Source organism: Shewanella sp. S1-49-MNA-CIBAN-0167 (genome assembly GCF_040310145.1).
In the GTDB taxonomy this organism is placed as follows: domain Bacteria; phylum Pseudomonadota; class Gammaproteobacteria; order Enterobacterales; family Shewanellaceae; genus Shewanella; species Shewanella psychromarinicola.
On the sequence record NZ_JBEOPO010000010.1, the window covers coordinates 54,931 to 79,768 of the forward strand.

The window sequence follows — 24,838 nt, forward strand, 5'->3', positions numbered from 1 at the left end:
CATGGGAATAACATCAAGGTTGCCACCGTCATCCACACCCGACAATACTGCGCTTATTGCCGTATTGGGTGCGGGTGCGATTGGACAGCTGATGTATCACAAACTGAGTGTCAATACTCAAGCAGCTCAAGCAAACGATGTGGTGTTTATTGGTAGAGATAAGTTGACTCGTCAACAGCCGCTAAGTTTTATTGACCACACGCAGCACACTCATGAATCATTAGCGGCAATATTGGGAACTGATGATGACCGCTTAGTACGAATTGAATTACTGTTCGTGTGTGTTAAAGCCTATCAAGTAGAGCAAGCGCTTATCCCCTTATTAGCGAAACTGTCACCTCAATGCCATATTGTATTACTGCATAATGGTTTAGGCCCGCACTTACCTGTCGCTGCTGCGTTGGCAAAACACCAAGGCCAAGGATTAAGCTTAGGCACGACATCCCAAGCGGCGTTAAAACTAAGCCAGTGGCAGGTGAAACACAGCGGTTTTGGCGTGACACAACTCGGGTATTATTGTGGAGCGCTTATATCGGCCAAGCTAAAGGCGCGCTTAACTAATCTACACTGTGACAATCAACCTATTGAATGGCATCAGCCTGTGTTACCTGTGTTATGGCAAAAGCTGGCGATTAATGCGGTGATAAACCCTCTCACGGCACTCAACCATTGTGCCAATGGCCAATTAGCCAGCGCTGAATATCAACCACAGATCCGCGCCATTATCGATGAGCTAGTACAAGTGGCTAAATATGATGGCATCACGTTAGATAAGGCTGCCATCAGCGCACGGGTTTATCAGGTAATCGATTTAACAGCAGCAAACTTTTCATCGATGTATCAGGATATTGCCCACAACAGGGCAACTGAAATTAATGAGATTAATGGCTATATTTGCCAGCAAGCTAAGTTGGATCACCTTAACGTACCCATCAACCAATCTTTAGTCGACAAGGTTTTACAACTCAGTCAATCTTGAATGCAATTTGATAACGAATCTCGACTCGAGGTAATTAGCTCCACATCACTAAAATCGCGGCAATGGCGATTAACAATAACCCAGCCACAGCATTAATTTTAACCTTCTCTTTAAGCCAAAATGTCGCAATAATCAGGGTAAAAAACACCTCAACTTGGCCTAATGTTTTGACATAAGGTACCGCCTGTAATGACATAGCGCTAAACCAGCCGATAGAACCAATACAACTGGTGACACTAATGGATAAGGTTAATTTGGGTCGTTGCCACAACGCGGTTAAGGTCGATTTATCTTTAGCCAGTAAATAACCTATTAGCACTATGGTTTGTAAACCTATCACCCACAACAATACCCACGCAGCGCGATGCGTAAACGGGCCTTGTATGGTTAAGCTGGCTTCTCTTACCCATAATGATGTCAGCGCAAAAGCGCTGCCACACGCAAGGCCTAACAACACCGTTTTAAGCGACAAATGTTTAAAGCCTTGTTTGCTGCTAAGCAACATCACCGCAAGACCACCAACAATGACCCCCATCCAACCCAACGCCGAAAGTTGAGTACCAAAAAACAATACACCCAGTATTGCGGCTACTAAGGCTTCGCTTTTGGCAAGACCGGCACCTATGGCGAAGTTTTGCATTTTAAATAGCTTAACCATTAGCCCTGTTGCCAGTATTTGCATGGTTGATGCACCAATAACAAAGCCCCAAAAGCTGCCACTAAATTCTGGCATTGCTGTGGGTTGATATTGATGTAAAGCAAAAAGGTAACCAGCGGCAATTGGGCCCGCCCAAATAAACCGCGCTAATGTGACCCCAGCAATACTCACGTCTTTACTGAGTTTACTTTGAAATGCATTGCGCCACGCCTGCATAAACGCGGCGAGAAAGGTAAACATGATCCACATATTTATTGTTGCTCTTTACATAAAAAAGCCCTGAAACTTGGTAACAAGTCAGGGCTTATACAAGGGCAATTAGATTACTGTTTACGACCATTAAAAGACACTGATTAAATGTCTAATTGATTAAAAATCAACTCGCCGGTGTTTCAGTTATTCAATGCCATTGATGGTTTACTTGCTGGTATCAATAAACTCAAATGATTTAACCAAGTCATCAACTGCTTTCATCTGCGTGAGGTATTGCTCCAATAAATGCAGTGGCAACGCGCAAGGACCATCACATTTTGCATTGTCAGGATCTGGATGAGCCTCAATAAATAAGCCCGCTAAGCCTAATGCAATACCACTTCTTGCAAGTTCAGTTGCCTGTGCACGGCGTCCGCCCGCAGAATCGCTACGACCACCAGGGCGTTGCAGCGCATGGGTGGCATCAAAGATCACCGGGTAACCTGTTTGCTTCATTTCGTCCATGCCTAGCATATCGACAACGAGGTTATTGTAACCAAAGCTGCTGCCGCGTTCACATAAAATAATATTGTCATTACCGGCTTCGTTAAACTTAGTAATGATATGACGCATTTCATGTGGCGCTAAAAACTGCGGTTTTTTCACATTAATCACAGCGCCGGTTTTGGCCATCGCCACCACAAGATCGGTTTGACGGGCTAAGAATGCAGGTAACTGAATAATATCAACCACTTCAGCCACAGGTGCACACTGATGGATTTCGTGTACATCGGTGATAATTGGCACGTTAAACGTTGATTTTATTTCTTCAAAAATACGTAAGCCTTCTTCCATTCCTGGACCACGGTATGAGTTAACCGATGAACGATTGGCTTTATCAAAAGAGGCCTTAAACACATAGGGAATACCAAGCTTTTGGGTCACTTCGACATAATGTTCCGCTATCGACATGGCTAAGTCGCGCGACTCAAGTACGTTCATACCACCAAATAAAACGAACGGCTTATCGTTAGCGACTTCAACATTATTAGTTAACTGAATAATTTTTTGATCCATTTGATCCTCTTAGCGCATTACGCTGCGACAATTTGTAATAACTGACCACATAGCCAAGCCATGTAAGTACCTAATGCATATCCGAATACTGCCAACAGCACCCCAACAGGTGCTAATGCAGGGTGGAATGCCGCCGCTACCACTGGGGCGGATGCGGCTCCGCCAACGTTTGCCTGACTGCCCACGGCCATATAAAACAATGGTGCTTTAATCAGTTTAGCCACCAATAACATTAATCCTGCGTGAACTAACATCCACACTATGCCGACTAGAAAATAAATCGGCGTATCCATTATTTTAGACACGTCCATATGTAAACCAATGGTCGCGACTAAAATGTATAAAAATGCCGAGGCAATTTTAGAGGCACCAGAGGCTTCTAAATGACGAACCGGGCTAAATGAAAGGCCTAAACCAACGGTGGTCACTATCACCACTAACCAGAAAAATTTAGAGGTTAAACTGTAATCTTCGGTCCATGGATAGTTGGCTTCGAAGAACGGCCCCAAGAAATCGGCCGCAAAATGGGCGAAGCCCGTCACCCCAAACCCAACGGCCACAATCAACATGATGTCGCGAAGTGAAGGAATACGTGCGTTTTCTGCGTGGTACTTTTCGACTTTCAGTTTCAGTGCTTCAATTGCGCTAGTATCGGCGCCAGTTCTGGCATCAATTTCTTTGGCTTTCGACGCCATAAAGAGCAATACGGCCATCCAGATATTGGCCACGATGACATCTACCGTCACCATTACCGAGAATATCTCACCACCGACCGAATAAATCTCTTTCATCGCGGCTTGGTTTGCACCACCACCAATCCAGCTACCCGCTAAGGTCGTCATGCCGCGCCAAACGGCATCCGGACCATTACCACCCAGCAGTGATGGGTCGATCATTGACACACTCAATAATGCAATCGGTCCACCAATGACAATCCCAAGAGTACCGGTTAAAAACATAATAACTGCTTTAGGACCTAAACTCAGAATGGCTTTTAAATCGACACTTAAAATCAATAAAACCAAACAGGCTGGCAATAAATAGCGTGACGCAACAAAATACAGTTGTGATGTATGACCATCAATCACGCCAAATGTGTTTAATAATGAGGGTAAGAAATAGCACAGTAGTAATGCAGGTATGTATTTATAGAATTTTTGCCAAAAAGGATGAGTTGATGAACTAGTGTAAAAAACAAAACCTAGAATAACGGCGAGTATACCCAGTGCGGTGGCATCATTGCTCACCATTGCTGACGTTGTCATGCAGTGTTCTCCCTTACAAATACATTATATTTTTAGTTATTATTATTATTGCGAAATCAATTGTGATTCAATTCGCATGGTTTCACAGATAAGCGCTGCATAAACGAGCAACACCATCACTGCGAATAAAAACTGCTTTGAGTTAACCCAAAGCAGCCTAAGCAGCAAGTACTATCAAATGATTAATGATAAACCTGCGTATGTTGACTAAGTTCCTTTAATTGAATCTTAACCAATTCAATCACCGGATCATGCGGACTCAAATCAATGAAGTGCTGTAAATCAGACATGGCCACTTTAATACAACCTAATTGCTGGGCAATAAAAGCTCGCTCGCGATTAAGGTGCACATCGTCAGGGTGCCATTGTAATAATAAATTACAGCATTCCATTGCCTGTTCATATTTATGACTGACAATACAACCCGCTTTTAGCTCATGTAACATGCGACTAATTAGCCGTTTTAGTGTAGCTGTTTTTAGATGGCTGGGCTTTAATTTAGCTGCATTACCCAGCTCACCACGCACTAATGCATGCATCTGATGACGACTAAGCTCTTTACCTGTAAGTGGGTCATGGTATCTAACAACATCATTTATCTGGCTTTTTAGTACCGTATTACCGGGTAATAAAATCGCCTCGAGTGTTATGTCGAGTTGCTTGGCCAATAAAATTAACAATGTTGATAGCGTGGTGCTGTTACCTTGACGCTTTAACACGCAATAACTTAAATCTGCTGCCTCGACACTAAAATAGTCGTCTCGAACACAAAAACCGAGATCATTGTAAAACCAATTAAACAGACCATCAAGCCGTGCTTGCTGGTCAACAACATAGTGACTCAATACTGAACCGGCCATTTCATACCACGCCCACATAGCAGATTTGGATGTTGAAAAGCCAAGGTGTTCAGATAGTTCAAATGCAGTTTCGGGGATCGAAACTGCATCATTAAGAAGATATTTTGCCATTAAAACCAATTAACCCATTAAGACGACTTGTTTAAAATAAGCCAGTTTGGCCGCTAACACTACCCAACCAATTGCGCCGATAAAAGCAAAAAACTTAAACAGCTTATTACGGTTAGATTTTAGTGCCATGACACCTAAAGCAATGTATGCCACCACACAGATTATTTTTTCGGTCATCCATGGATCGACAAAAGGATACTGTTTGATCATAAAGCAAAGGGTAAAGCCTGACAGTAGTAAAAAAGTATCAACAACATGTGGCGCCACTTTCACAAACTTTTTGTCCATAATAGGAGACTGACGTAAATGTAAAACAAAACGCACGATAAAAAAGGTCACACTTGTGGCAACTAACAGCATGTGAGTATGCTTTACCGCTGGATATAAACTGTAAAATGTTTCCATTGATGAAGTCTCATTGAGAAGGTAAAAGTAAAAGGCGGCTAGTGTACGCTATCAATCAGCCGTGTACCAATATCACGATTGTTGATATTTATTTGTTGTTTATATCTTTAGAGGGGGAAACGCCTATTGATTGCAGGAATATTAATCACCCCATTGCCCTAGCGTGCAGCGATCATTACTGCCAAAGTCACGCACCGTAGCAACATTTTTATAGCCTAGTTCGATGAGCTTTTTACGCACTTTGATTGCTTGCTCATAACCATGTTCAAGCAATAAATAACCCCCGGGAAGTAAATGCTCACGCGCTTGAGCGGCAATGTAAAACAGATCAGCATAACCTTCATTTCCTGCGGTTAGCGCACTTTGTGGCTCAAAGCGAACATCCCCTAAATGAAGATGCTCATCGGCTTCATCGATATAAGGCGGGTTAGACACAATCAAATCAAAATCACGCTGCTCAACCGCAGAAAACCAGTCTGACTGGATAATTTCCACATCGAGTAAATTAAGATTGCCGCGATTAGCTTTGGCAAGCTCGACAGCGTCAAGAACATTATCAATAGCAGTAATGCGCCATTTAGGTCGCTCCGATGCTAAAGACAATGCTATAGCCCCTGTTCCTGTGCCTAAATCCAATACTTTAGCATTGTGACGCACTGATAAGTTCAGTGCTGTTTCAACTAAAATCTCGGTATCAGGTCTTGGAATAAGGGTCGAGTCATCAACAATAAAGGGTAATGACCAAAACTCTCGCTCACCAATGATATGCGCAACCGGCGTCCCCTTTTGACGCTTATCAATCATCTGGCTATAGGCTTTAAATTGATCACTAGTAAGCTGCCGCTCAGGCCAAGTATATAAAAAACTACGATTTTTATTCAAACAATGCAATAGCAGTGCTTCTGCATCTATATGGGCAGATTCAGAGGTTGCGGCTAATTGTGAATAAGCCCATTGTAGAACTTCTGCAATTGTTGAATACGAAGACTGAGTCAAGAGCACTCCTTAATCGTCAGCTAACGCTGCAAGCATATCTGCTTGATGTTCTTGCATAATAGGCTCTAGCAAGACATCTAAATCGCCTTCCATAACTTCATTCAAGCGATATAGCGTTAAGTTGATTCGATGATCACTTACGCGACCCTGTGGGTAATTATACGTTCTAATACGTTGAGAACGATCACCACTGGCCACTAAACTACGACGTGTTGTTTCTTCAGCGCTGCGTCTTTTTTCATCTTCAACAGCTTGAATACGCGCGGCCAATACACTCATCGCTTGGGCACGGTTTTTATGCTGTGAACGTTGATCCTGACACTCAACAATAATGCCAGATGGAATATGAGTAATACGAATAGCAGAATCGGTTTTGTTAACATGCTGACCACCCGCACCAGACGCGCGGAATGTATCGACTTTTAAATCAGCAGCATTAATCAACACAGCTTCGGCTTCGGGCACTTCATGCAATACCACTACAGTACAAGCAGAGGTATGCACACGACCTTGAGATTCGGTTTCTGGCACACGTTGAACACGGTGTCCACCGGACTCAAACTTTAGCTTACCGTAAGCACCGTCACCACTGACTTTAACAATAATTTCTTTGAAGCCGCCATGTTCACCTTCATTAACGCTCATGATTTCCATTTGCCAGCGGTTGGCTTCACAATAACGTGAATACATGCGGTACAAATCACCGGAAAAAATAGCCGCTTCATCACCACCTGCACCCGCGCGAATTTCAAGAAACGCATTGGTGTCATCGTTTGGATCGGTGGGCAAGAGTAATACTTGTAATTCATCTTCAAGCTTTTCTAACGCTTGCTTTGTTTGTTTATACTCATCTTGGCCCATTTCGCGCATTTCAGGATCGTCTTCTTCAAGCATCTCTTTGGCGTAGTCGAAATCTTTTTGGGCTTGTTGGAATGCAGTAAACTCTTTTACCACATCTTCAAGTTGAGCATATTCTTTGGATAATGCACGAAAGCGGTCTTGATCGGCTATCACGCTAGCATCACTGAGTAACGCCAATACTTCTTCATTACGCTCTAGCAAGCCTTCAAGCTTGCGGATAACGGATTCTTTCATTTAGCTCGCTAACCTTAGTTTTTATCTAAACCAAGCGCAGTTCTTAATTGGCCTAACGTATTCAAATCACCTTGACGGCTTGCTGATGTGAGCGCTTGTGTAGGTGAGTGTATCAAACGATTAGTTAGCCTATTAGCTAACTCTAGTATCACTTGTTCACTATCACTGCCTTGAGACAATTTATTCAGGGCACGCTCAACTAATTCATCTTTAATCGCCAAGCTCTGGCTGCGATATTCGCGAATACTGTTGACTGACTCTAAAGACTTAATCCACTCCATGAACAAGTGTGATTGATCTTCAGTAATTAATTCTGCTTGCTCGGCGGCTTCTTTACGTGAAGCCATGTTCTGTTCAATTATGCTATGCAGATCGTCTACAGTATAAAGGAATGCGTCGTCTAACTCACCGACTTCGGCTTCAATATCTCTTGGAACTGCAATATCCACCAACAACATAGGTTGATGACGACGCTGTTTTAGCGCTTTTTCGACCATGCCTTTACCTAAAATAGGCAAAGGACTGGCGGTAGAGGATATCACGATATCGGCTTTAGCGAGAAAGTCTGGAATTTGTTCTAAGGTAATTGCTGTTGCATTAAACTCTTCACACATGGCTTGGGCACGTTGGAGAGTGCGATTCGCCACCACCATAGAAGCGACACCGTTATCTTTAAGGTGCTTGGCAACTAACTCAATGGTTTCTCCTGCACCAATGAGTAACACCTTAGTGGTGCTCAATGATGAGAAAATATGTTTCGCCATGCTGACTGCCGCAAAAGCAACAGAGACGGCTGCGGCACCGATTTCAGTTTCAGTGCGCACTTTTTTAGCCACAGAAAAGGTATTTTGAAACAAACGGTCAATCGTTAACGCTATGGTGCCAGCTTCTTTAGCTTTCACAAACGCTTGTTTGACCTGTCCCAAAATTTGCGGTTCACCTAACACCAGAGAATCTAAACCCGATGCCACTCGCATTAAATGCTTGACGGCAACTTGTTCTTCATAGGCGTAGATACACGGCATTAAATCACTATGGTCTAAATTATGGTAATCCTCTAACCATTCAATAATGTCTTCCTTATTGGCATTATTGCAATACAGCTCAGTTCGGTTACAGGTAGACACAATAACGGCCTCACCCGTGCGGGTGCGACTGGCCAAGCTTTTCATTGCGTCATGAATGCGGTCTGGAGAGAAAGCGACTTTTTCACGCAAATCTACCGTGGCGGTTTTATGGTTTATCCCGATTATTACTAGGCTCATTTGACAGTATCAAGTTCTTTTCGGTGACGTTAATTAGTCTATTCTACTGAATTGAACCAACTAAAAACACAATTGGGTTAACAAAACCGAATAAATGTCTAAATTTTTATTTTTTATTCACCTAAGTATTATGTAAACCAGTACATTAATATCACATTAATTTTGTAAAAAGCATTTTTACATAATGGCTTAAGCCCAGTATCATAAGATAATCTTAAACCACTGTTAGGCAATCCATTGCGTTTATCTGCCTCTTTATTTCATATAGCTTTCATTACCGCGGTGCTTTTATTAGCCGGTTGTAGTGTCACCCCATCTGACGATTTTATCCCGATAACGGTGAAAAACGCAGCTCAAGCTAAAGCATGGGAACTTCAAGGTAAAATTGCCGTTAAGACATCTGAAGACAAATTCAGCACCAATATATACTGGTTACATCAACCGGCAGCCAATGATTTACGGTTAACAACTGTATTAGGCACAACGGTATTATCCCTTAAGACGGATCAGGGGATGGCGACACTTGAAGTTGACGGCAAAATATATCGTGACAGTAATGCACAAGATTTACTGAAAGCGATTAGCGGATGGTCAATCCCCCTAGAAAGCCTTCCGTTATGGATCACCGGCCAAATTGGCAATAATGATAACATTGTCAGCTATAATCCTGATGGCACAATTAAACAATTAATCAGTCACGATCCCCAAGCAAATTGGTCGGTCAGTTTTCTCAGTTGGCACCATCAAAGTGGCGCATTAGTGCCTAAGCTGTTAAAAATTGAACGTGAAAATGTACAAATTAAGATTCAAAGTAATCAATGGACAGCGGTAGCAGCCAGAACAAAATAAGCGTTTAATCCTTAATGTTACGCGGGTTATTAAACAAGGTAGTGAAACGAACATGACATCCACGAGCTCACACAAATCAGCATCAATAAGTTGGCCTGCTCCCGCAAAATTGAATTTATTTTTACATGTTACTGGCCAGCGAGCCGATGGCTATCACGAATTACAAACTCTGTTTCAATTTATTGACCATTGTGACTATCTTGATTTTCATATTACCGACACACCTGATTTGGTTCTACATTCAAATATTAGCGATTCTGTTGCTGACAGCGATAACTTAATTCTTAAAGCCGCAAAATCACTCCAGAGATACGCCCAATATGAAGGCGGCGCACATATCTGGTTAGACAAATTATTACCTATGGGTGGCGGTCTAGGGGGCGGTTCATCTGATGCTGCAACCACATTAGTGGCCCTAAATGCCTTATGGAAAACCAATTTATCACCCAGTAAACTGGCTGAAATAGGCTTAACGCTTGGTGCGGATGTCCCTGTTTTTATTAATGGTTTATCTGCGTTTGCCGAGGGCGTAGGAGAAAAGTTGATCACAGTAGAACCAACAGAGTCGTGGTACTTAGTCATTGTGCCGGATGTGCATGTGTCAACCAAGGATATCTTCCAAGATCCTGATTTGCCCCGCAACACCCCGAAAGTTGATATAAACACCTTAATGACTCGAAAATGGACCAATGACTGTCAGAAACTGGTCACAACTAGGCACCCTCAAGTTGCCAATGCCTTAAGCTGGCTGGTAGAATATGCGCCGTCGAGAATGACCGGAACAGGCGCATGCGTGTTCGGGGAATTTACACATTCGCAACAAGCCCTTGACGCTTTAGCCGAATTACCGGCTGATATGCGAGGGTTTGTCGCAAAAGGGATGAATAAGTCGCCATTACAAATACGGCTTGAGCAACTCTGAAAACATAATATCTTCTGGGTCAGTTTTGAGTGACAACACATAAAATTGATCTAGCCTTTAATTGTAAAGCAAACACCTGAGGTTCATAAAGTGCCCGACATCAAGCTCTTTGCTGGTAACGCTACCCCAAATCTAGCCGCTAAGATTGCCGACCGTTTATTTTGCAAACTTGGCGACGCCGTTGTAGGCCGTTTCAGCGACGGTGAAATCAGTGTTCAAATAAACGAGAATGTACGTGGTGCGGATGTGTTCATTATCCAATCTACTTGCGCACCCACGAACGATAATCTCATGGAGCTTATTGTCATGGTTGACGCATTACGTCGTGCATCAGCGGGTCGTATTACTGCCGTTATTCCTTACTTCGGATATGCTCGTCAAGACCGCCGTGTGCGCAGTGCACGTGTGCCTATTACAGCGAAAGTGGTTGCAGATTTCTTGTCAAGCGTGGGTGTTGACCGCGTATTGACTTGTGACTTACACGCTGAGCAAATTCAAGGTTTCTTTGATGTCCCTGTTGATAACGTATTCGGTAGCCCTGTGTTACTTGAAGACATGCTCGCCAGGAAATTTGAAAACCCTGTTGTTGTATCTCCTGATATTGGCGGTGTAGTTCGCGCTCGTGCAGTTGCTAAGCTATTAGATGATACTGATCTTGCAATTATCGATAAGCGTCGCCCACAGGCAAACGTGGCTCAGGTAATGCACATCATTGGTGATGTTCAAGGCCGTGATTGCATTATTGTTGATGACATGATCGACACTGGCGGCACCTTATGTAAGGCTGCAGAAGCATTAAAAGAACATGGCGCTAACCGCGTGTTCGCTTATGCTACTCACCCTGTATTCTCAGGTAATGCGGCTGAAAATATTACTAATTCTGTTATCGATGAAGTTATCGTCACAGACACTGTGCCATTAAGCCCTGAAATGATGAAAGTGGCTAAAGTGACTCAGCTGACCATGTCTGCAGTATTAGCCGAAGCGATCCGTCGTGTTAGTAACGAAGAGTCAATTTCTGCGATGTTTCGCCACTAATCTTTATTCGATTAGGCTTAACGCTGACATAAAAAACGCACTCAATTGAGTGCGTTTTTGTTTGTTGGTTGGTGCTCAACCGGCATTACGAGACATTAACCATTATTGAATGACTGATATCCGGCAATTACCCGTAAAACCATGCCGTAAGGTTCAAACGATCAATTCAACGTGCATTGATTGGCTTGTCATTAGGGCTTAGCCCTTTTAATCAATGCACCGTCCACGAGCTCTCTCATATCGGCCTTAGACCAACAATGAGTTCCATTAAGCGGTCATTTCTTGTCTGAAAGCAAACGACTGCCGTTTATCTAACTGATGCACTGAATGTGTTGCATAAAATGCTTGCTGAGTCTGTAAAAAGCATTGCCCGCAGCGATGCCAGTACCATAACCATGACGTAAATCGATATCTGTACTGGCTAACAATTTGCTTTAAAGATTGTCATCAGCAAAATTTGAATGACCTCGACATCTTCAGGTGGGTTAGCGATAAAAGCGAGCTCTTGTTCATGCGGAACCAAGTAATCAATTGTTTTGGGACAGTCCCCTGACACACCAATCCATGATTTGAGCTTATGTACCCAAGCAGATTGTGCATGAAAATGGGCATTAACCGTGCGAATAACCACAATTTTACGAGCGTCGCGGCGATACGCTTCTCTCACGGGTAATGGCGCAGCCAACCCACCATCAAGATAGAAGTCCCTTGAGGGTTCAAGAACAGTAAGTAAAATAGATAACGGATAGAATCAATCGTGTTGATAGGAAAATACTCTTGATAAATTTTACCTACTGTATTAATTATCGACTCATTTTGCGGGAGTTCACAGCAGGCTAAAGTTTGATTCTGCATTGATCTGCACCCAACTCTGAAGGCTTCAATTGGGGTTAACGTGATTGGTATCTAAAAAAATCCAACAAAAAGCCCGTCTTAATAGACGGGCTTTTCAGAATTTGGCTGGGGTACCAGGATTCGAACCTGGGAATGCTGAGATCAAAACCCAGTGCCTTACCGCTTGGCGATACCCCAATAACAACTATTTATTTTAAAGCAGAGAAACCATTTAATTTAACTAAAATTTGATGGTACGGAAAGAGAGACTTGAACTCTCACACCTCGCGGCACCAGAACCTAAATCTGGCGTGTCTACCAATTCCACCATTCCCGCATCAAATTTTAACTTACAGTATACTCTTTTTATTTCAGAGTAAACTTTGGCTTTACCAGCTAGCGCAAATAATACTCACTCTACCTAATAAATATGGTAGCAATGGCGGGACTTGAACCTGCGACCCCAGCATTATGAGTGCTGTGCTCTAACCAGCTGAGCTACATTGCCAAAGATGGCTGGGATACAAGGATTCGAACCTTGGAATGCTGAGATCAAAACCCAGTGCCTTACCGCTTGGCGATATCCCAATTAAGCTTTTTGAAACATTAGCCTGAGCCAACGTCTCGAATAAATGGTGCGGGAAGAGAGACTTGAACTCTCACACCTTGCGGCACCAGAACCTAAATCTGGCGTGTCTACCAATTTCACCATTCCCGCACAACACTCTAGTTTAACATCTTGAGTAGATGGGTAAGAAATAGATGGTAGCAATAGCGGGACTTGAACCTGCGACCCCAGCATTATGAGTGCTGTGCTCTAACCAGCTGAGCTATATTGCCACTATTTCTTGCAATCCCTCTTGGCGAGGAACGGGGCGTATTATGCTTATTCAGCTTATCTAGGTCAACTGGTTTTTTTCGCTATTTTCATCAATTCGTCTTGTTCGGCTATAACTTCACCAAACTGAATGCCGAATCGACAAAATAAACCCTATTAACTTAGCGTAAACACCTTTACGCCCCTTTTAAATTTCAAATTAACGTAAATGACGCTTATACGTTAAATAAGAAATGCATCACATCGCCATCTTTAACAATGTACGTTTTACCTTCTACACGTAATTTACCCGCATCTTTGGCGCCAGCTTCACCTTTGTAGGTAATAAAATCTTCATACGCCATAACCTGTGCACGAATAAAGCCACGTTCAAAATCGGTGTGGATTACGCCAGCAGCTTGTGGTGCTGATGCACCAATAGGTACTGTCCATGCACGCACTTCTTTAACACCGGCAGTAAAGTAAGTTTGCAGATTTAATAACTCATAACCAGCACGGATCACGCGATCTAAACCTGACTCTTCTAAACCTAAATCAGCCATGAACTCGTCACGGTCATCGGCTTCCATCTCAGCCAGTTCTGACTCAATCGCGGCACAAACAGGCACAACGATTGCATTTTCGGTTGCCGCAATGGCAAGCACAACATCAAGATGAGGGTTATTTTCAAATCCATCGTCAGCAACGTTAGCAATGTACATGGTTGGTTTTAGGGTTAAGAAGTTTAGATACGCTACTGCGGCTAATTCTTCTTTGGTTAACGCTAATGAACGTAACATTTTGGCTTCGTCTAATACTGGACGCATTTTTTCAAGCACACTGATTTCAAATTTTGCATCACCATCGCCGCCTTTAGCGCGTTTGGCTTGACGAAAAATAGCGCGCTCACATGCGTCTAAATCCGCTAGGGCTAGCTCAGTGTTAATCACTTCAATATCGCCAGCAGGATCAATTTTGTTCGCTACGTGGACAATATTCGGATCTTCAAAACAACGCACAACATGACCAATTGCGTCGGTTTCACGAATATTGGCTAAAAATTTATTGCCTAAACCTTCACCTTTCGATGCGCCAGCCACTAAACCAGCGATATCGACAAATTCCATAGTAGTCGGTAACACGCGTTGAGGTTTGACAATGGCTGCTAACGCATCAAGACGAGAGTCTGGTACAGGTACCACTCCGGTATTTGGCTCAATGGTACAAAACGGAAAGTTTGCCGCTTCAATACCTGCTTGTGTTAGCGCATTAAACAACGTTGACTTACCTACGTTTGGCAGACCAACAATGCCGCATTTAAAACCCATATGCTTACCTTTATATATGTAGAGTTATCCTATTGGATAATGATGTCGAAAGGGTGTTAAAACAAAACTCGCGTAGCTTATTCTGCTTTGAACGTATGTAATCTGTGCATGGCTTTCGCCATGTCTTGTTTAAATAAAATCTCGGTTGAACGAACCGCTTCATCGATCGCAGCGATTATCCGTTCTTGTTCTAACGCTGGGGCTCTTCCCAGTACGTAGCCGCTAACTTTATTTTTATCACCAGGATGGCCAATACCAATGCGCAAGCGATGAAAATTCTTGTCGTTGCCTAAGCTGGCGATAATGTCTTTTAGACCATTATGTCCCCCATGACCACCACCCAATTTAAATTTAGCCACGCCAGGGTCCATGTCAAGCTCATCATGGGCAACCAAGATTTCTTCAGGCAGGATCCGAAAAAAATTAGCTAAGGCAGCAACCGACTTACCGCTTAAATTCATGAAAGTTGTTGGGATCAGTAAACGCACATCTCTTCCATGCAATGTTACGCGGGCAGTGACGCCAAAATATTTACTGTCTACAACCAATGATACGTTGCATAGACGAGCCAGTTCTTGCACATACCATGCACCAGCATTATGGCGAGTTTGTGCGTATTCAGCACCGGGGTTTGCCAACCCAACAATCAGTTTAATGTTACTCATCCCAACCTAGTCAGTTTATCAGCGAACAATGTCGCTAAATGCCTTTCATGGCGTACATCAAAATACACATGATGCAAAACGCGGCATTTTATACCAATTTCACTCATAATGTAATCACTCAGAGCCACTCAAACTTTACCGTTCACCACGTCTTATTCAAGTAATGCTTATTCCATTACTTCAACGAGGCCACAAACCACACATTGAGCCGATAGAATATCTAATTAAGTCCAAGGGCGTACTTTAATACTTTACGCTTTAGCGGTGAGTCGATGTTTGCCAATTTTAATGCGCCATTGCGCAGTAATTTTAACGGCAGTAAATCGTTACTAAACCCCGCATAAAAGGCATCCATTGCGGTCATCATTAATTGATTATCGTAATAACGCGCTTGCTGATATCGCTTTAGCACGCGCCTGTCCCACCATGTTTCACCACTGCCAATGGCATTAGCGACTTGGGCCACCAGCACATCGACATCTTTAAAACCAATATTAACCCCTTGGCCAGCTAATGGATTAATCGTGTGGGCCGCGTCACCAACAATAACGAGATTATCTTGATAGTACTGCTGTGCGTGGCGGCGGGTTAACGGAAAGCTGCCACGATTATCAACCGTAAAATGAGGGTCTAATCGCGACGGAAAATGCTGGCGGATCTGCTCTGCCAGTTGCACATTATTCAGTTGAGATAATTGTTTAATTCGGTTGGCATCGTCATACCAGACTAATGAAGCGTGATTCCCCGGAAGCGGCAATAAGCTTCTTGGCCCGACAGGAGTAAACTGCTGCCAGGTGACGGATTGCTGAGGCGTTTGAGTGCTAATATTAATTAACATCGCCGATTGAGCATAATCCCAACCTGTCACACCAATACCGGCCCATTGGCGCACTTGCGAATGAGCCCCATCTGCGCCGATCAGTAATGTTGACGAGAGTGTAGCGCCATTATCAAGCTGAATACTCACTTGATGACGATCATTTGAGCGAGAGAATTGGGTCACGTTTCGCGGACACAACAAGGTGACATTGTCCATTTGCTCGATTTGTTGCCATAAACTCAGTTGGATCAATCGGTTTTCAAAAAAATAGCCTAAGTGCGATTGACCAACTTGCTCGGCGCTAAATGCAGTAAGGCAGCCATCTAGTTCCCATGTTTCTAAGCCAGTATAAGGTGCATGGCGCATGGTCAATAAGCTATCCATCACGCCCAAACGTGTTAATAACTGCTCAGACGCCACACTAATAGCCGATATACGAACATCCAAAGGTTGTTCTGGATCATAAGGTTGCGGTTGGCGAGACTCAATCACCGCGACACGAAGCCCTAACTGACCTAAGCCAATCGCGGCAGCCGCACCGACCATTCCGCCACCAACAACGACAACATCATAATCAATCGCGTTATCCGAGGTATTCGTTGAAGTGAGTGAAGCATCTTGCATTGTGTTTACATCCATAATCGTGAGATGACTTTAAGCCCAACAGGGCAATGAACGAGACGGCAACATGTGTATAGACATGCCTAGAATAGCAAAAGTGTGAATAAATGTTGCTATAACGCCGGTTCACTACATTCGCTTACATGTATAAAAATTAACCAGCAAACTATTCTCTATACTGAGACTGTCTCATTAATGGATCCACTTTATTTAACCAAGAGAGGACATCATGAACAGTCACCATCATCAACCTTTACACTACCTACCTGTACGCCATTACATTCGTTGTGGTGTGGTTGTTACAATACTAACTTGCACACTGGCATTATCCGCCCACGTGTCGGCCAATAGTCAAAAAAACCAACCAGTAATACCTGCAACCAATATGGCCGCGACCAATATCAGCCCTATTGAAACGATTACTGTGATATACCGTAGTATGTTTGATTATGCCCTATATGAACAAACCACGGAAATGTTGCTGAGTTTCAATCGTGACTTAAGCCAGAGTAACGCGGTCAATGCTCAACAGCAAAGTCGTCAAATGGCTGCTGAATTTGGTGTTTACTCGCCTCAATCAATCACGTTTAATTCAAACGATAAGTCATTACTATCTCCATGGCCATTACAAAGTTTTTATTCAAATGAGTGAAACTTGCACTAGTGCTGGCCAGACAGCCTGACAAAAGGTAAAATGTCGCGCTATTTTTTAACTTTGGTTTACCGGCGAGCACTGATGAGTAAAAAACTTCATATAAAAACCTGGGGCTGTCAGATGAATGAGTACGACTCATCAAAGATGGCTGATTTATTAGACGATTATCAAGGGTATACCTTGACAGACGACGCAAGCGAAGCAGATGTACTGCTGCTAAATACTTGCTCTATTCGTGAGAAAGCACAGGAGAAGGTGTTCCATCAGCTAGGGCGTTGGAAATCTTTAAAAGATAAAAATCCTAATTTAATTATTGGGGTCGGTGGTTGTGTTGCCTCACAAGAAGGTAAGGCAATTAAAGATCGCGCCCAATGTGTAGACATTATTTTTGGTCCGCAAACTCTGCATCGCTTACCTGAGATGATCGAACAAATTCAACGTGGCGAAAAAGCCGTGATTGATATCAGTTTCCCAGAAATTGAGAAGTTCGATCGTCTTCCCGAGCCTCGCGCTGATGGTCCAACGGCATTCGTATCCATTATGGAAGGTTGCAGTAAGTACTGCTCTTTCTGCGTGGTGCCTTATACCCGTGGTGAAGAAGTCAGCCGTCCATTGGATGACGTTATTCTCGAAGTGGCTCAATTAGCCGCCCAAGGCGTTCGTGAAGTCAACTTGCTTGGCCAAAACGTTAACGCGTATCGCGGGATAACCCACGATGATGAAATCTGCACCTTTGCGGAATTGTTGCGCTTAGTCGCCTCGATTGATGGTATAGACCGTCTGCGTTTTACCACCAGCCACCCAATTGAGTTTACCCAAGACATTATCGATGTGTATGAAGACACACCTGAATTGGTGAGCTTCCTGCATTTACCGGTGCAATCGGGTTCAGACCGTATTTTGACCCAAATGAAACGCGGTCACATGGCCATTGAATATAAGTCGATTATTCGTCGTCTGCGTAAAGCGCGTCCTGATATTCAAATCAGCTCAGACTTTATTATTGGTTTCCCAGGTGAATCTCAACAAGATTTCGCTGATACCATGAAACTGATTGAAGATGTCGCCTTTGACCACAGCTTTAGCTTTATCTACAGTGCACGTCCAGGAACACCTGCAGCAGATTTGCCTGACAATGTTAGCGATGAAGAAAAGAAGCAGCGTTTAGCGATTTTACAAGAACGTATTACCCAGCAAGCGATGCGTTATAGCCGTCATATGCTAGGCACTGTTCAACGTATTTTAGTCGAAGGTCCTTCGGTAAAGAATCCAATGGAGCTTCGTGGTCGTACTGAAAACAGTCGTGTGGTTAACTTTGAAGCTGCCCACACTCATATCGGCAGTTTTGTTGATGTGAAAATTGTTGATGTTTATACCAACTCATTGCGCGGAGAATTTGTCCGAGGTGAAGATGAGATGGATTTACGTCGCAGTTTACATCCGTCTGATATTATGGCTAAACACAAGCAAGATGACGCATTGGGTGTTGCTCACTTTAAGCCGTAATTGATGTTTGTTGCTTAAGCATTACTAAAGGCGGCTTGTCCGCCTTTAATTTTGCCTAAAATGAGTCATATTATGGTAATTCAATACAGAGACTCGTAAACTGTTATTATTGTAATATGGCATGTTTAAGCACTTATTCTTTGCCCTTGACCAAAATCTGGAGCCTTATTTGACCACTAAAGCCACCACCATGAACGTGTATCTAGAACCGTCAGACACTCGCCGTTTAGCCTCATTATGTGGCCCAGTTGATGACAACATCAAACAACTCGAACGCCGATTAGGTGTTGAGATTATCCATAAAAATAATCAATTCACTATTATTGGTCTGCCACGTAACGTGCTCAATGCCAATAACTTGTTGCGTCAGTTATACATTGAAACCCAAACCGTAAAAGGCAGCACGCCTGATTTAGAACCTGAAATCGTTCATCTCGCCATTCAAGAAGCCATTCACCTTGAAGCTGAACAAGACAATGACGACAGTAGCATCCATATAAAAACCAAACGTGGCGTGATTAAACCTCGTACACCCAATCAAAGTGTGTACATGCATAACATTACCCGTCACGACATCAGTTTTGGGATTGGCCCTGCCGGTACCGGTAAAACTTACCTTGCTGTAGCAGCAGCGGTTGATGCCTATGAACGTCAAGAAGTACGTCGTATTCTATTAACTCGCCCCGCGGTTGAAGCGGGTGAAAAGCTGGGTTTTTTACCGGGCGATTTAAGCCAAAAAGTCGACCCTTATTTACGCCCACTCTATGATGCCTTGTTTGAGATGATGGGGTTTGAAAAAGTCGAAAAACTGATTGAACGCGGGGTGATTGAAGTCGCACCACTGGCGTACATGCGCGGCCGTACACTCAATGACGCCTTTATTATTTTAGATGAAGCCCAAAACACCACCGTTGAGCAAATGAAAATGTTTTTAACCCGTATTGGGTTTAATTCTCGCGCGGTGATCACCGGGGATATTACCCAAATAGATTTGCCTCGTAGCCAAAAGTCAGGTCTGCGACACGCCATTGAAGTCCTCAGTGAAGTGTCCGAAATTAGCTTTAATTTCTTTATTGCCCAAGATGTGGTTCGCCATCCGGTAGTGGCTCGTATTGTTGAAGCCTATGAAGCTTTTGAGCAACAAGAACAAATTGAAAAAGCCGCAAAAGAACAAGCTTATCGCGAACGTGAGCAGAAACGTGTCCAACTGGAAAAAGAGGGACATACTCAATGAGCCAGCAAGGGATATCATTAGATCTCGACCTGCAAATTGCAGTTGATAACCCAAGGTTACCGACTCAAGCAGAGTTTGACACTTGGGTACGCACCGCGATGGGGCAAACGATGCCAGAAGTGGAACTCACCATTCGTATCGTTGAGGTTGCCGAGAGTCAGCAACTCAATTTAACCTATCGCGGTAAAGATAAGCCGACTAACGTGTTGTCATTTCCGTTTGAAGCGCCGCCTGAAGTTGAATTGCCGTTATTAGGTGACCTCGTTATCTGCGCGCAAGTGGTGGAACAAGAAGCAATTGAGCAAAATAAACCGCTAAACGCGCACTGGGCACACATGGTCATACACGGCTGCTTGCATTTGCTGGGTTATGACCATATTATCGACGAGGAAGCCGATGAGATGGAGTCATTAGAGACCCAACTTGTTGAAGGCTTAGGTTTTACAAATCCCTATAAGGAAGCATAAATAAACAAGCTATATCTGATAGATATCCCTGTTTAGGTAAATATTATGAGTGACGATATCCCCCCGAGTACAAACGCCCACAAGAGAAGCTGGTTCGATAAAATTAACCAATTATTTCAGGGCGAACCTCAAAATCGCGAAGATTTAGTTGACGTCATTGCAGGTGCAGAAATGCGTGACCTTATTACTGAAGATACTCGCGAAATGATTAAAGGTGTATTAGAGGTTTCCGACCTTCGTGTGCGCGACATCATGATCCCAAGAGCGCAAATTGTTACCATTCAAATAGACTCGACTGTCGATGAATTTTTAAAAATTGTCATCGATTCAGGCCACTCTCGCTTCCCTGTTGTTAATGAAGATAAAGATCATATTGAAGGCATTTTACTGGCTAAAGATTTGATCAAATACGGTTTTAAACAATCTGATGAATCTTTCACTCTTGCCCAGGTTATTCGACCTGCAGTGGTCGTTCCTGAAAGTAAAAGAGTCGATGTGCTACTCAAAGAATTCCGCTCACAACGTTATCACATGGCCATTGTTGTTGATGAATATGGCGGGGTATCAGGCTTAGTCACTATTGAAGATATTCTGGAAGAAATCGTCGGCGAAATTGAAGATGAATTCGACCACAATTCAGTTGAAGACACTGAAATTAAAAAGCTCAGTAATACTGTGTTTATGGTGAAAGCGCTCACTGAAATCGAAGACTTCAACGAAGCGTGTGGCACCGCGTTTAGTGATGAAGAGTTTGATACTGTGGGAGGTATGGTGTCCCATGCATTTGGTCACTTACCTGAACGTAATGAAAGCATTGTCATCAGCAATATTGAGTTCAAAGTCATTAATGCTGATAACCGCCGCTTGGTGCAACTTCGTGTTAAACTCCCAGACCCAAATATTAGTGAAGAACTCAACGACTAAATCGTGCTAAAAACTCAACCCTTATACTCTCCTTTGAGTATTGCCCGTCTGGTGATGGCATTTTTTGCTGGCGCCAGTACGGCATTATCGTTTGCGCCTTATGAAATGTGGGCCATATTTCCGTTGGCACTCAGTTTTGCCTTATGGCAAAGCCAAACCTTAACCGCTAAACAAAGTTTGTATTATTGGCTTAGTTTCGGTTTTGGCTGTTTTGCTATTGGTATTAGCTGGGTCCATGTCAGTATTGACACTTTTGGTGGCATGCCTATTGTTGTGTCGATAACTTTAATGGCTTTACTGGCACTTTATCTTGCCATTTATCCCGCCATTTGTGGATACTTGCTCAGTAAGTTATCCCGCACATCAAAACATACGTTAAACCCTTACATAACCTATCTTGGGCTATTCCCTGGATTATGGGTCCTCACCGAATGGTTACGAGGCTGGATACTCACGGGTTTTCCTTGGATTTGGGCTGGCTATAGCCAAACATTAGGACCTCTGAGCGAATTTGCCAGCTTTATTGGTGCGTTGGGACTGAGTTTTGTGGTGGCTTTAGTTGCTGGCTCACTGCTGCTATTAAGCCAAAAGCGGATAATACCGATACTGCTTATTTTACCTACGTTGGCACTGCTTGCATGGGTGGCACCACAAGTAAATCCAATTTCCACCTCTGGGAAATCAGTCAAAGTCGCCTTAGTGCAGGGTAATATTGCCCAAAGCATGAAGTGGGAACCCGATGCATTGTGGCCGACTATGCTTAAATACATGGATTTAACCCGTAGCCAGTTTGATGACGCCTCGAGTGTCGATATCATCATTTGGCCAGAAGCCGCTATTCCAGCGCCAGAAGCCATGGTGGAAGACTTTTTAATCAATGCCAATCAAGTCGCCAATATCAATAACACGGCGATAATTACCGGCATTATTAGCCACCAGCAAAAAGACTTTTATAACTCATTAATCGTTTTAGGTAATCATCATCTGAAGCAGCAGCAAAGTGCTGATTATGTCATTGATGGCAGCAATGAGTATAAAAAGCATCATTTATTGCCTATAGGTGAGTTTGTGCCGTTAGGTGATTTATTGCGCCCTATTGCACCGTTTTTTAATTTACCTATGTCATCATTCCAGCGAGGTGGCTACACTCAAGCTAATTTAACTGCGCTGGGTTACCATATTGCGCCTGCAATTTGCTACGAAATTGTCTTTCCAGAGCAAGTAAGAGCCAGTGTTACCGACGAAACCGATATGCTGCTCACGGTATCAAACGACGCTTGGTTTGGCGCCTCTAATGGGCCATTACAACACATGGAAATCGCCCAAATGCGCGCGATTGAAATGGGTAAACCGTTACTGAGGGCGACCAATAATGGCATTACTGCAGTGGTCGATCCGCACGGGCGAATTACCGATGCAATCCCTCAGTTTGAAACGGGTGTCTTAGTGACCAACGTTGCCCTTTATCAAGGTGAAACTTGGTTCAGAAAAATAGGTCAATTCCCCTTGCTGATACTGTGCAGCTTATTACTGTTATTGGGTGTAAGAAACTACTTACGTAAATAACGGGCAATTGATCCAACTCAAAAAAGACGCTTTCACAAGATTTAGCCTAATTGCATGGGGTGAGGTCATCATTGTCGTTATGTTAGCGATTGTCGCCGCGCCTACATTTATTAGGCTCAGTACCCATGCTCGACAAGGCAGATAATCTGGCGTGACGGCCAGTGTTAAAACCCGCAATTGTCTGCTATATGCCCGTTCAACATGACGCACTTACAAGTGCAAGGCAAACAAACCGCGATGAATTAATCGATATTGATATCGATATCGACAACGAGGGGGTACTTGAAACGCGGTTAAGACCGGGTGATGTAGATAACCCTGACATCGAACGATGGATTGTTGCTGAGAATAATTTTACCTTTCAATATCAATAAATTGCTGTTACTTGGATATAACCAAGATGATAATGTCCAAGTCAACAATGATAACGGCTACTTTTTATACCCTTGAGCCGCCAACGGTGCCACAACACCTCAATATCAAATTATATTAAGCTATTGCTAAAATAACGTCATTTTAAAGACCTTTTCTTGTTTAAAAATTGAACTACCTTTGAGTTTGCATCGTACTGCTTCTGATAAACAACTACAGGAGGTTATTATGCAATTATCTGAAATCAAGTTAGCCATATCCCAACAAGCTAAACACCCGACGATTATTAGCTATGCCGACTCCAATCATTACTTACTTGGTATTAAAGACGAAAATGGCAGTTTTCAAAGCGCCCGCAACAAAGCTGGCGTTTTACTCAGTCTTAACTCAATCAAACAAGCTGAAAACCTATTGAAACAACAAGGCATTAATTACGCCATAATAGAAATTCAAACGGCATATGATGAGATGGTAGGTATTAGTAGCGGTAGCCATTGCCGTTACCGAGTCGAATTTTAATCTCGAACCTCATTTGGGATAAGGGTATGGGAAAAAGTTAATCAAAAGCAGTCTGTTTCGAGTTAACTTTTTCCAGTCAAGCATATGAAAATTACGTATCACTGTGTATACAAGGCGAGTTTACCTAGCGATAGGGTGGATCTTGCAGGTTAAGCTACTTCGAGCTCGGGACAAAAGCGGTCCGATTACCGCTTTTTATCCAGAGTTGAGCTCAGTTACCCACTATGGCGTTAATGGCTCCCGTGAAAACTCATTATAATCACATTGTGGACAATCGGGGATGACCCCAGGGAAATCGATTTGCATTTGGTGACCACACTTATTACAGATCAATATACCTTGGTTAATGATTTCTCCAGACTTATAAACACCACGATGTTTAAAATCTTGTAATAGTTCATGCCATTCCACTTGACTACGATCGGTTATCTGGCTTAACCACTGCCATAATGTATTCTCAATCCCAATGACCATCGGGCTAAAACTCAAATTATCGGCATTTTCCTCATTTAAGAAGGCTGCAATGTCACGCTTTAAAAATTCTTCGACTAATTCTAACTCTTCTTCATCTGAATGAGATTTAAGTGCCAAGTACTCTTTCCCTTGGGTTACCGACTTAAACAAACTCTTAGCTGTCAATGAGTTATCTTGATCAAACGTGGCTTTCACCTGTTCGAATAGTGACTGATATAAGGCTAATAGTGCTGAACTTTTTCCACTCATAATTAATACTCCTTAATACGCACCTTTTTAATAGATCACTTCTGGTTTATTCTATGCAGTTATAAATCGCGCTGC

25 protein-coding genes, 6 tRNA genes and 1 pseudogene are annotated in these 24,838 nt (G+C 43.1%); 12 read left to right on the forward strand and 20 right to left on the reverse strand.

The window, feature by feature from the left end:
• The first annotated feature begins 1 nt into the window (after position 1).
• Positions 2-979 carry a ketopantoate reductase family protein gene (locus AAEZ00_RS06505; protein WP_351076783.1) on the forward strand — a complete coding sequence of 326 codons (978 nt, stop codon included), beginning with the start codon at positions 2-4 and terminating at the stop codon, positions 977-979.
• A 34-nt stretch (positions 980-1,013) separates the two neighbouring features.
• On the opposite strand, the gene AAEZ00_RS06510 is transcribed toward AAEZ00_RS06505, so the two are convergent.
• From AAEZ00_RS06510 to hemA, 8 genes are all read right to left on the reverse strand, one after another.
• Positions 1,014-1,886: a DMT family transporter gene (locus AAEZ00_RS06510; protein ID WP_351088462.1), complete on the reverse strand. Its 873-nt coding sequence runs from the start codon at positions 1,884-1,886 to the stop codon at positions 1,014-1,016.
• A 168-nt stretch (positions 1,887-2,054) separates the two neighbouring features.
• Complete coding sequence (kdsA, locus tag AAEZ00_RS06515) at positions 2,055-2,906, reverse strand: 3-deoxy-8-phosphooctulonate synthase (protein WP_351076788.1); 852 nt, start codon at positions 2,904-2,906, stop codon at positions 2,055-2,057.
• Between the two features lie 17 nt (positions 2,907-2,923).
• Complete coding sequence (locus AAEZ00_RS06520) at positions 2,924-4,171, reverse strand: DUF819 family protein (RefSeq protein WP_351076790.1); 1,248 nt, start codon at positions 4,169-4,171, stop codon at positions 2,924-2,926.
• A 182-nt stretch (positions 4,172-4,353) separates the two neighbouring features.
• On the reverse strand, positions 4,354-5,142 hold the full coding sequence (locus AAEZ00_RS06525) for a tetratricopeptide repeat protein (RefSeq protein ID WP_124012353.1): 789 nt from the start codon (positions 5,140-5,142) through the stop codon (positions 4,354-4,356).
• Between the two features lie 9 nt (positions 5,143-5,151).
• Positions 5,152-5,547, reverse strand: a complete 396-nt coding sequence (locus AAEZ00_RS06530; protein ID WP_124012354.1) for a SirB2 family protein — start codon at positions 5,545-5,547, stop codon at positions 5,152-5,154.
• Positions 5,548-5,688: 141 nt separating this feature from the next.
• Entirely contained in the window at positions 5,689-6,543 is an 855-nt protein-coding gene (prmC, locus tag AAEZ00_RS06535; protein WP_124012355.1) for a peptide chain release factor N(5)-glutamine methyltransferase, read from the reverse strand.
• Positions 6,544-6,552: 9 nt separating this feature from the next.
• Positions 6,553-7,638, reverse strand: a complete 1,086-nt coding sequence (gene prfA, locus AAEZ00_RS06540) for a peptide chain release factor 1 (RefSeq protein WP_124012356.1) — start codon at positions 7,636-7,638, stop codon at positions 6,553-6,555.
• Between the two features lie 14 nt (positions 7,639-7,652).
• Entirely contained in the window at positions 7,653-8,903 is a 1,251-nt protein-coding gene (hemA, locus tag AAEZ00_RS06545; RefSeq protein ID WP_101034365.1) for a glutamyl-tRNA reductase, read from the reverse strand.
• Positions 8,904-9,140: 237 nt separating this feature from the next.
• On the opposite strand from hemA, the gene lolB reads away from it, so the two are divergent.
• The 3 genes from lolB (at position 9,141) to AAEZ00_RS06560 (ending at position 11,712) form a co-directional block, all read left to right on the forward strand.
• Positions 9,141-9,752: a lipoprotein insertase outer membrane protein LolB gene (gene lolB / locus AAEZ00_RS06550; RefSeq protein WP_101034364.1), complete on the forward strand. Its 612-nt coding sequence runs from the start codon at positions 9,141-9,143 to the stop codon at positions 9,750-9,752.
• Positions 9,753-9,804: 52 nt separating this feature from the next.
• Entirely contained in the window at positions 9,805-10,674 is an 870-nt protein-coding gene (gene ispE / locus AAEZ00_RS06555; protein ID WP_124012357.1) for a 4-(cytidine 5'-diphospho)-2-C-methyl-D-erythritol kinase, read from the forward strand.
• A 90-nt stretch (positions 10,675-10,764) separates the two neighbouring features.
• The gene (locus tag AAEZ00_RS06560) at positions 10,765-11,712 is read left to right on the forward strand and encodes a ribose-phosphate pyrophosphokinase (protein WP_101034362.1); all 948 of its coding nucleotides are present in this window, start codon (positions 10,765-10,767) and stop codon (positions 11,710-11,712) included.
• Positions 11,713-12,023: 311 nt separating this feature from the next.
• Here AAEZ00_RS06560 and AAEZ00_RS06565 read toward each other — a convergent pair.
• The 11 genes and pseudogenes from AAEZ00_RS06565 to AAEZ00_RS06615 form a co-directional block, all read right to left on the reverse strand.
• Positions 12,024-12,424 (reverse strand): annotated as a pseudogene (locus AAEZ00_RS06565) (DUF6363 domain-containing protein); the annotation flags it as partial.
• Positions 12,376-12,567 carry a hypothetical protein gene (locus tag AAEZ00_RS06570; RefSeq protein ID WP_124693470.1) on the reverse strand — a complete coding sequence of 64 codons (192 nt, stop codon included), beginning with the start codon at positions 12,565-12,567 and terminating at the stop codon, positions 12,376-12,378. The gene AAEZ00_RS06570 and the pseudogene AAEZ00_RS06565, both read right to left, overlap by 49 nt.
• Before the next feature lie 102 nt (positions 12,568-12,669).
• Positions 12,670-12,744 (reverse strand) — tRNA-Gln (locus AAEZ00_RS06575).
• 54 nt (positions 12,745-12,798) lie between these two features.
• Positions 12,799-12,883 (reverse strand) — tRNA-Leu (locus AAEZ00_RS06580).
• A 94-nt stretch (positions 12,884-12,977) separates the two neighbouring features.
• A tRNA-Met gene (locus AAEZ00_RS06585) sits at positions 12,978-13,054 on the reverse strand.
• 5 nt (positions 13,055-13,059) lie between these two features.
• Positions 13,060-13,134, reverse strand: a tRNA-Gln gene (locus tag AAEZ00_RS06590).
• Between the two features lie 45 nt (positions 13,135-13,179).
• Positions 13,180-13,264: transfer RNA gene (locus AAEZ00_RS06595), tRNA-Leu, on the reverse strand.
• A gap of 45 nt (positions 13,265-13,309) precedes the next feature.
• Positions 13,310-13,386, reverse strand: a tRNA-Met gene (locus tag AAEZ00_RS06600).
• Between the two features lie 213 nt (positions 13,387-13,599).
• Positions 13,600-14,691: a redox-regulated ATPase YchF gene (gene ychF, locus AAEZ00_RS06605; protein ID WP_124012358.1), complete on the reverse strand. Its 1,092-nt coding sequence runs from the start codon at positions 14,689-14,691 to the stop codon at positions 13,600-13,602.
• A gap of 77 nt (positions 14,692-14,768) precedes the next feature.
• Positions 14,769-15,356, reverse strand: coding sequence for an aminoacyl-tRNA hydrolase (gene pth / locus AAEZ00_RS06610; protein WP_101034358.1), 588 nt, complete (start codon positions 15,354-15,356; stop codon positions 14,769-14,771).
• 220 nt (positions 15,357-15,576) lie between these two features.
• A complete protein-coding gene (locus AAEZ00_RS06615) occupies positions 15,577-16,800 on the reverse strand; it encodes an FAD-dependent monooxygenase (protein ID WP_351088463.1) in 1,224 nt (407 codons plus the stop codon).
• 226 nt (positions 16,801-17,026) lie between these two features.
• Between AAEZ00_RS06615 and AAEZ00_RS06620 the strand changes: the two genes are divergently transcribed.
• The 8 genes from AAEZ00_RS06620 to AAEZ00_RS06655 all read left to right on the forward strand — a co-directional run bounded on the left by AAEZ00_RS06620 (position 17,027) and on the right by AAEZ00_RS06655 (position 24,040).
• Entirely contained in the window at positions 17,027-17,449 is a 423-nt protein-coding gene (locus tag AAEZ00_RS06620) for a hypothetical protein (protein ID WP_351076802.1), read from the forward strand.
• A gap of 84 nt (positions 17,450-17,533) precedes the next feature.
• The gene (gene miaB, locus AAEZ00_RS06625) at positions 17,534-18,958 is read left to right on the forward strand and encodes a tRNA (N6-isopentenyl adenosine(37)-C2)-methylthiotransferase MiaB (protein WP_124012361.1); all 1,425 of its coding nucleotides are present in this window, start codon (positions 17,534-17,536) and stop codon (positions 18,956-18,958) included.
• 169 nt (positions 18,959-19,127) lie between these two features.
• Positions 19,128-20,192 carry a PhoH family protein gene (locus AAEZ00_RS06630; protein WP_124012676.1) on the forward strand — a complete coding sequence of 355 codons (1,065 nt, stop codon included), beginning with the start codon at positions 19,128-19,130 and terminating at the stop codon, positions 20,190-20,192.
• Positions 20,189-20,659: an rRNA maturation RNase YbeY gene (ybeY, locus tag AAEZ00_RS06635; RefSeq protein WP_124012362.1), complete on the forward strand. Its 471-nt coding sequence runs from the start codon at positions 20,189-20,191 to the stop codon at positions 20,657-20,659. Before AAEZ00_RS06630 ends, ybeY begins: the two co-directional genes overlap by 4 nt.
• A 45-nt stretch (positions 20,660-20,704) precedes the next feature.
• On the forward strand, positions 20,705-21,583 hold the full coding sequence (gene corC, locus AAEZ00_RS06640) for a CNNM family magnesium/cobalt transport protein CorC (protein WP_101034354.1): 879 nt from the start codon (positions 20,705-20,707) through the stop codon (positions 21,581-21,583).
• A 54-nt stretch (positions 21,584-21,637) separates the two neighbouring features.
• The gene (lnt, locus tag AAEZ00_RS06645) at positions 21,638-23,149 is read left to right on the forward strand and encodes an apolipoprotein N-acyltransferase (protein ID WP_233768653.1); all 1,512 of its coding nucleotides are present in this window, start codon (positions 21,638-21,640) and stop codon (positions 23,147-23,149) included.
• A gap of 188 nt (positions 23,150-23,337) precedes the next feature.
• The gene (locus tag AAEZ00_RS06650; RefSeq protein ID WP_124012364.1) at positions 23,338-23,523 is read left to right on the forward strand and encodes a hypothetical protein; all 186 of its coding nucleotides are present in this window, start codon (positions 23,338-23,340) and stop codon (positions 23,521-23,523) included.
• A gap of 226 nt (positions 23,524-23,749) precedes the next feature.
• A complete protein-coding gene (locus tag AAEZ00_RS06655; protein ID WP_335688076.1) occupies positions 23,750-24,040 on the forward strand; it encodes a DUF6482 family protein in 291 nt (96 codons plus the stop codon).
• Positions 24,041-24,262: 222 nt separating this feature from the next.
• Here the strand turns inward: AAEZ00_RS06655 and AAEZ00_RS06660 are convergent, their stop codons facing one another.
• Entirely contained in the window at positions 24,263-24,763 is a 501-nt protein-coding gene (locus tag AAEZ00_RS06660; protein ID WP_124012366.1) for a zinc ribbon-containing protein, read from the reverse strand.
• Between the last annotated feature and the right edge of the window lie 75 nt (positions 24,764-24,838).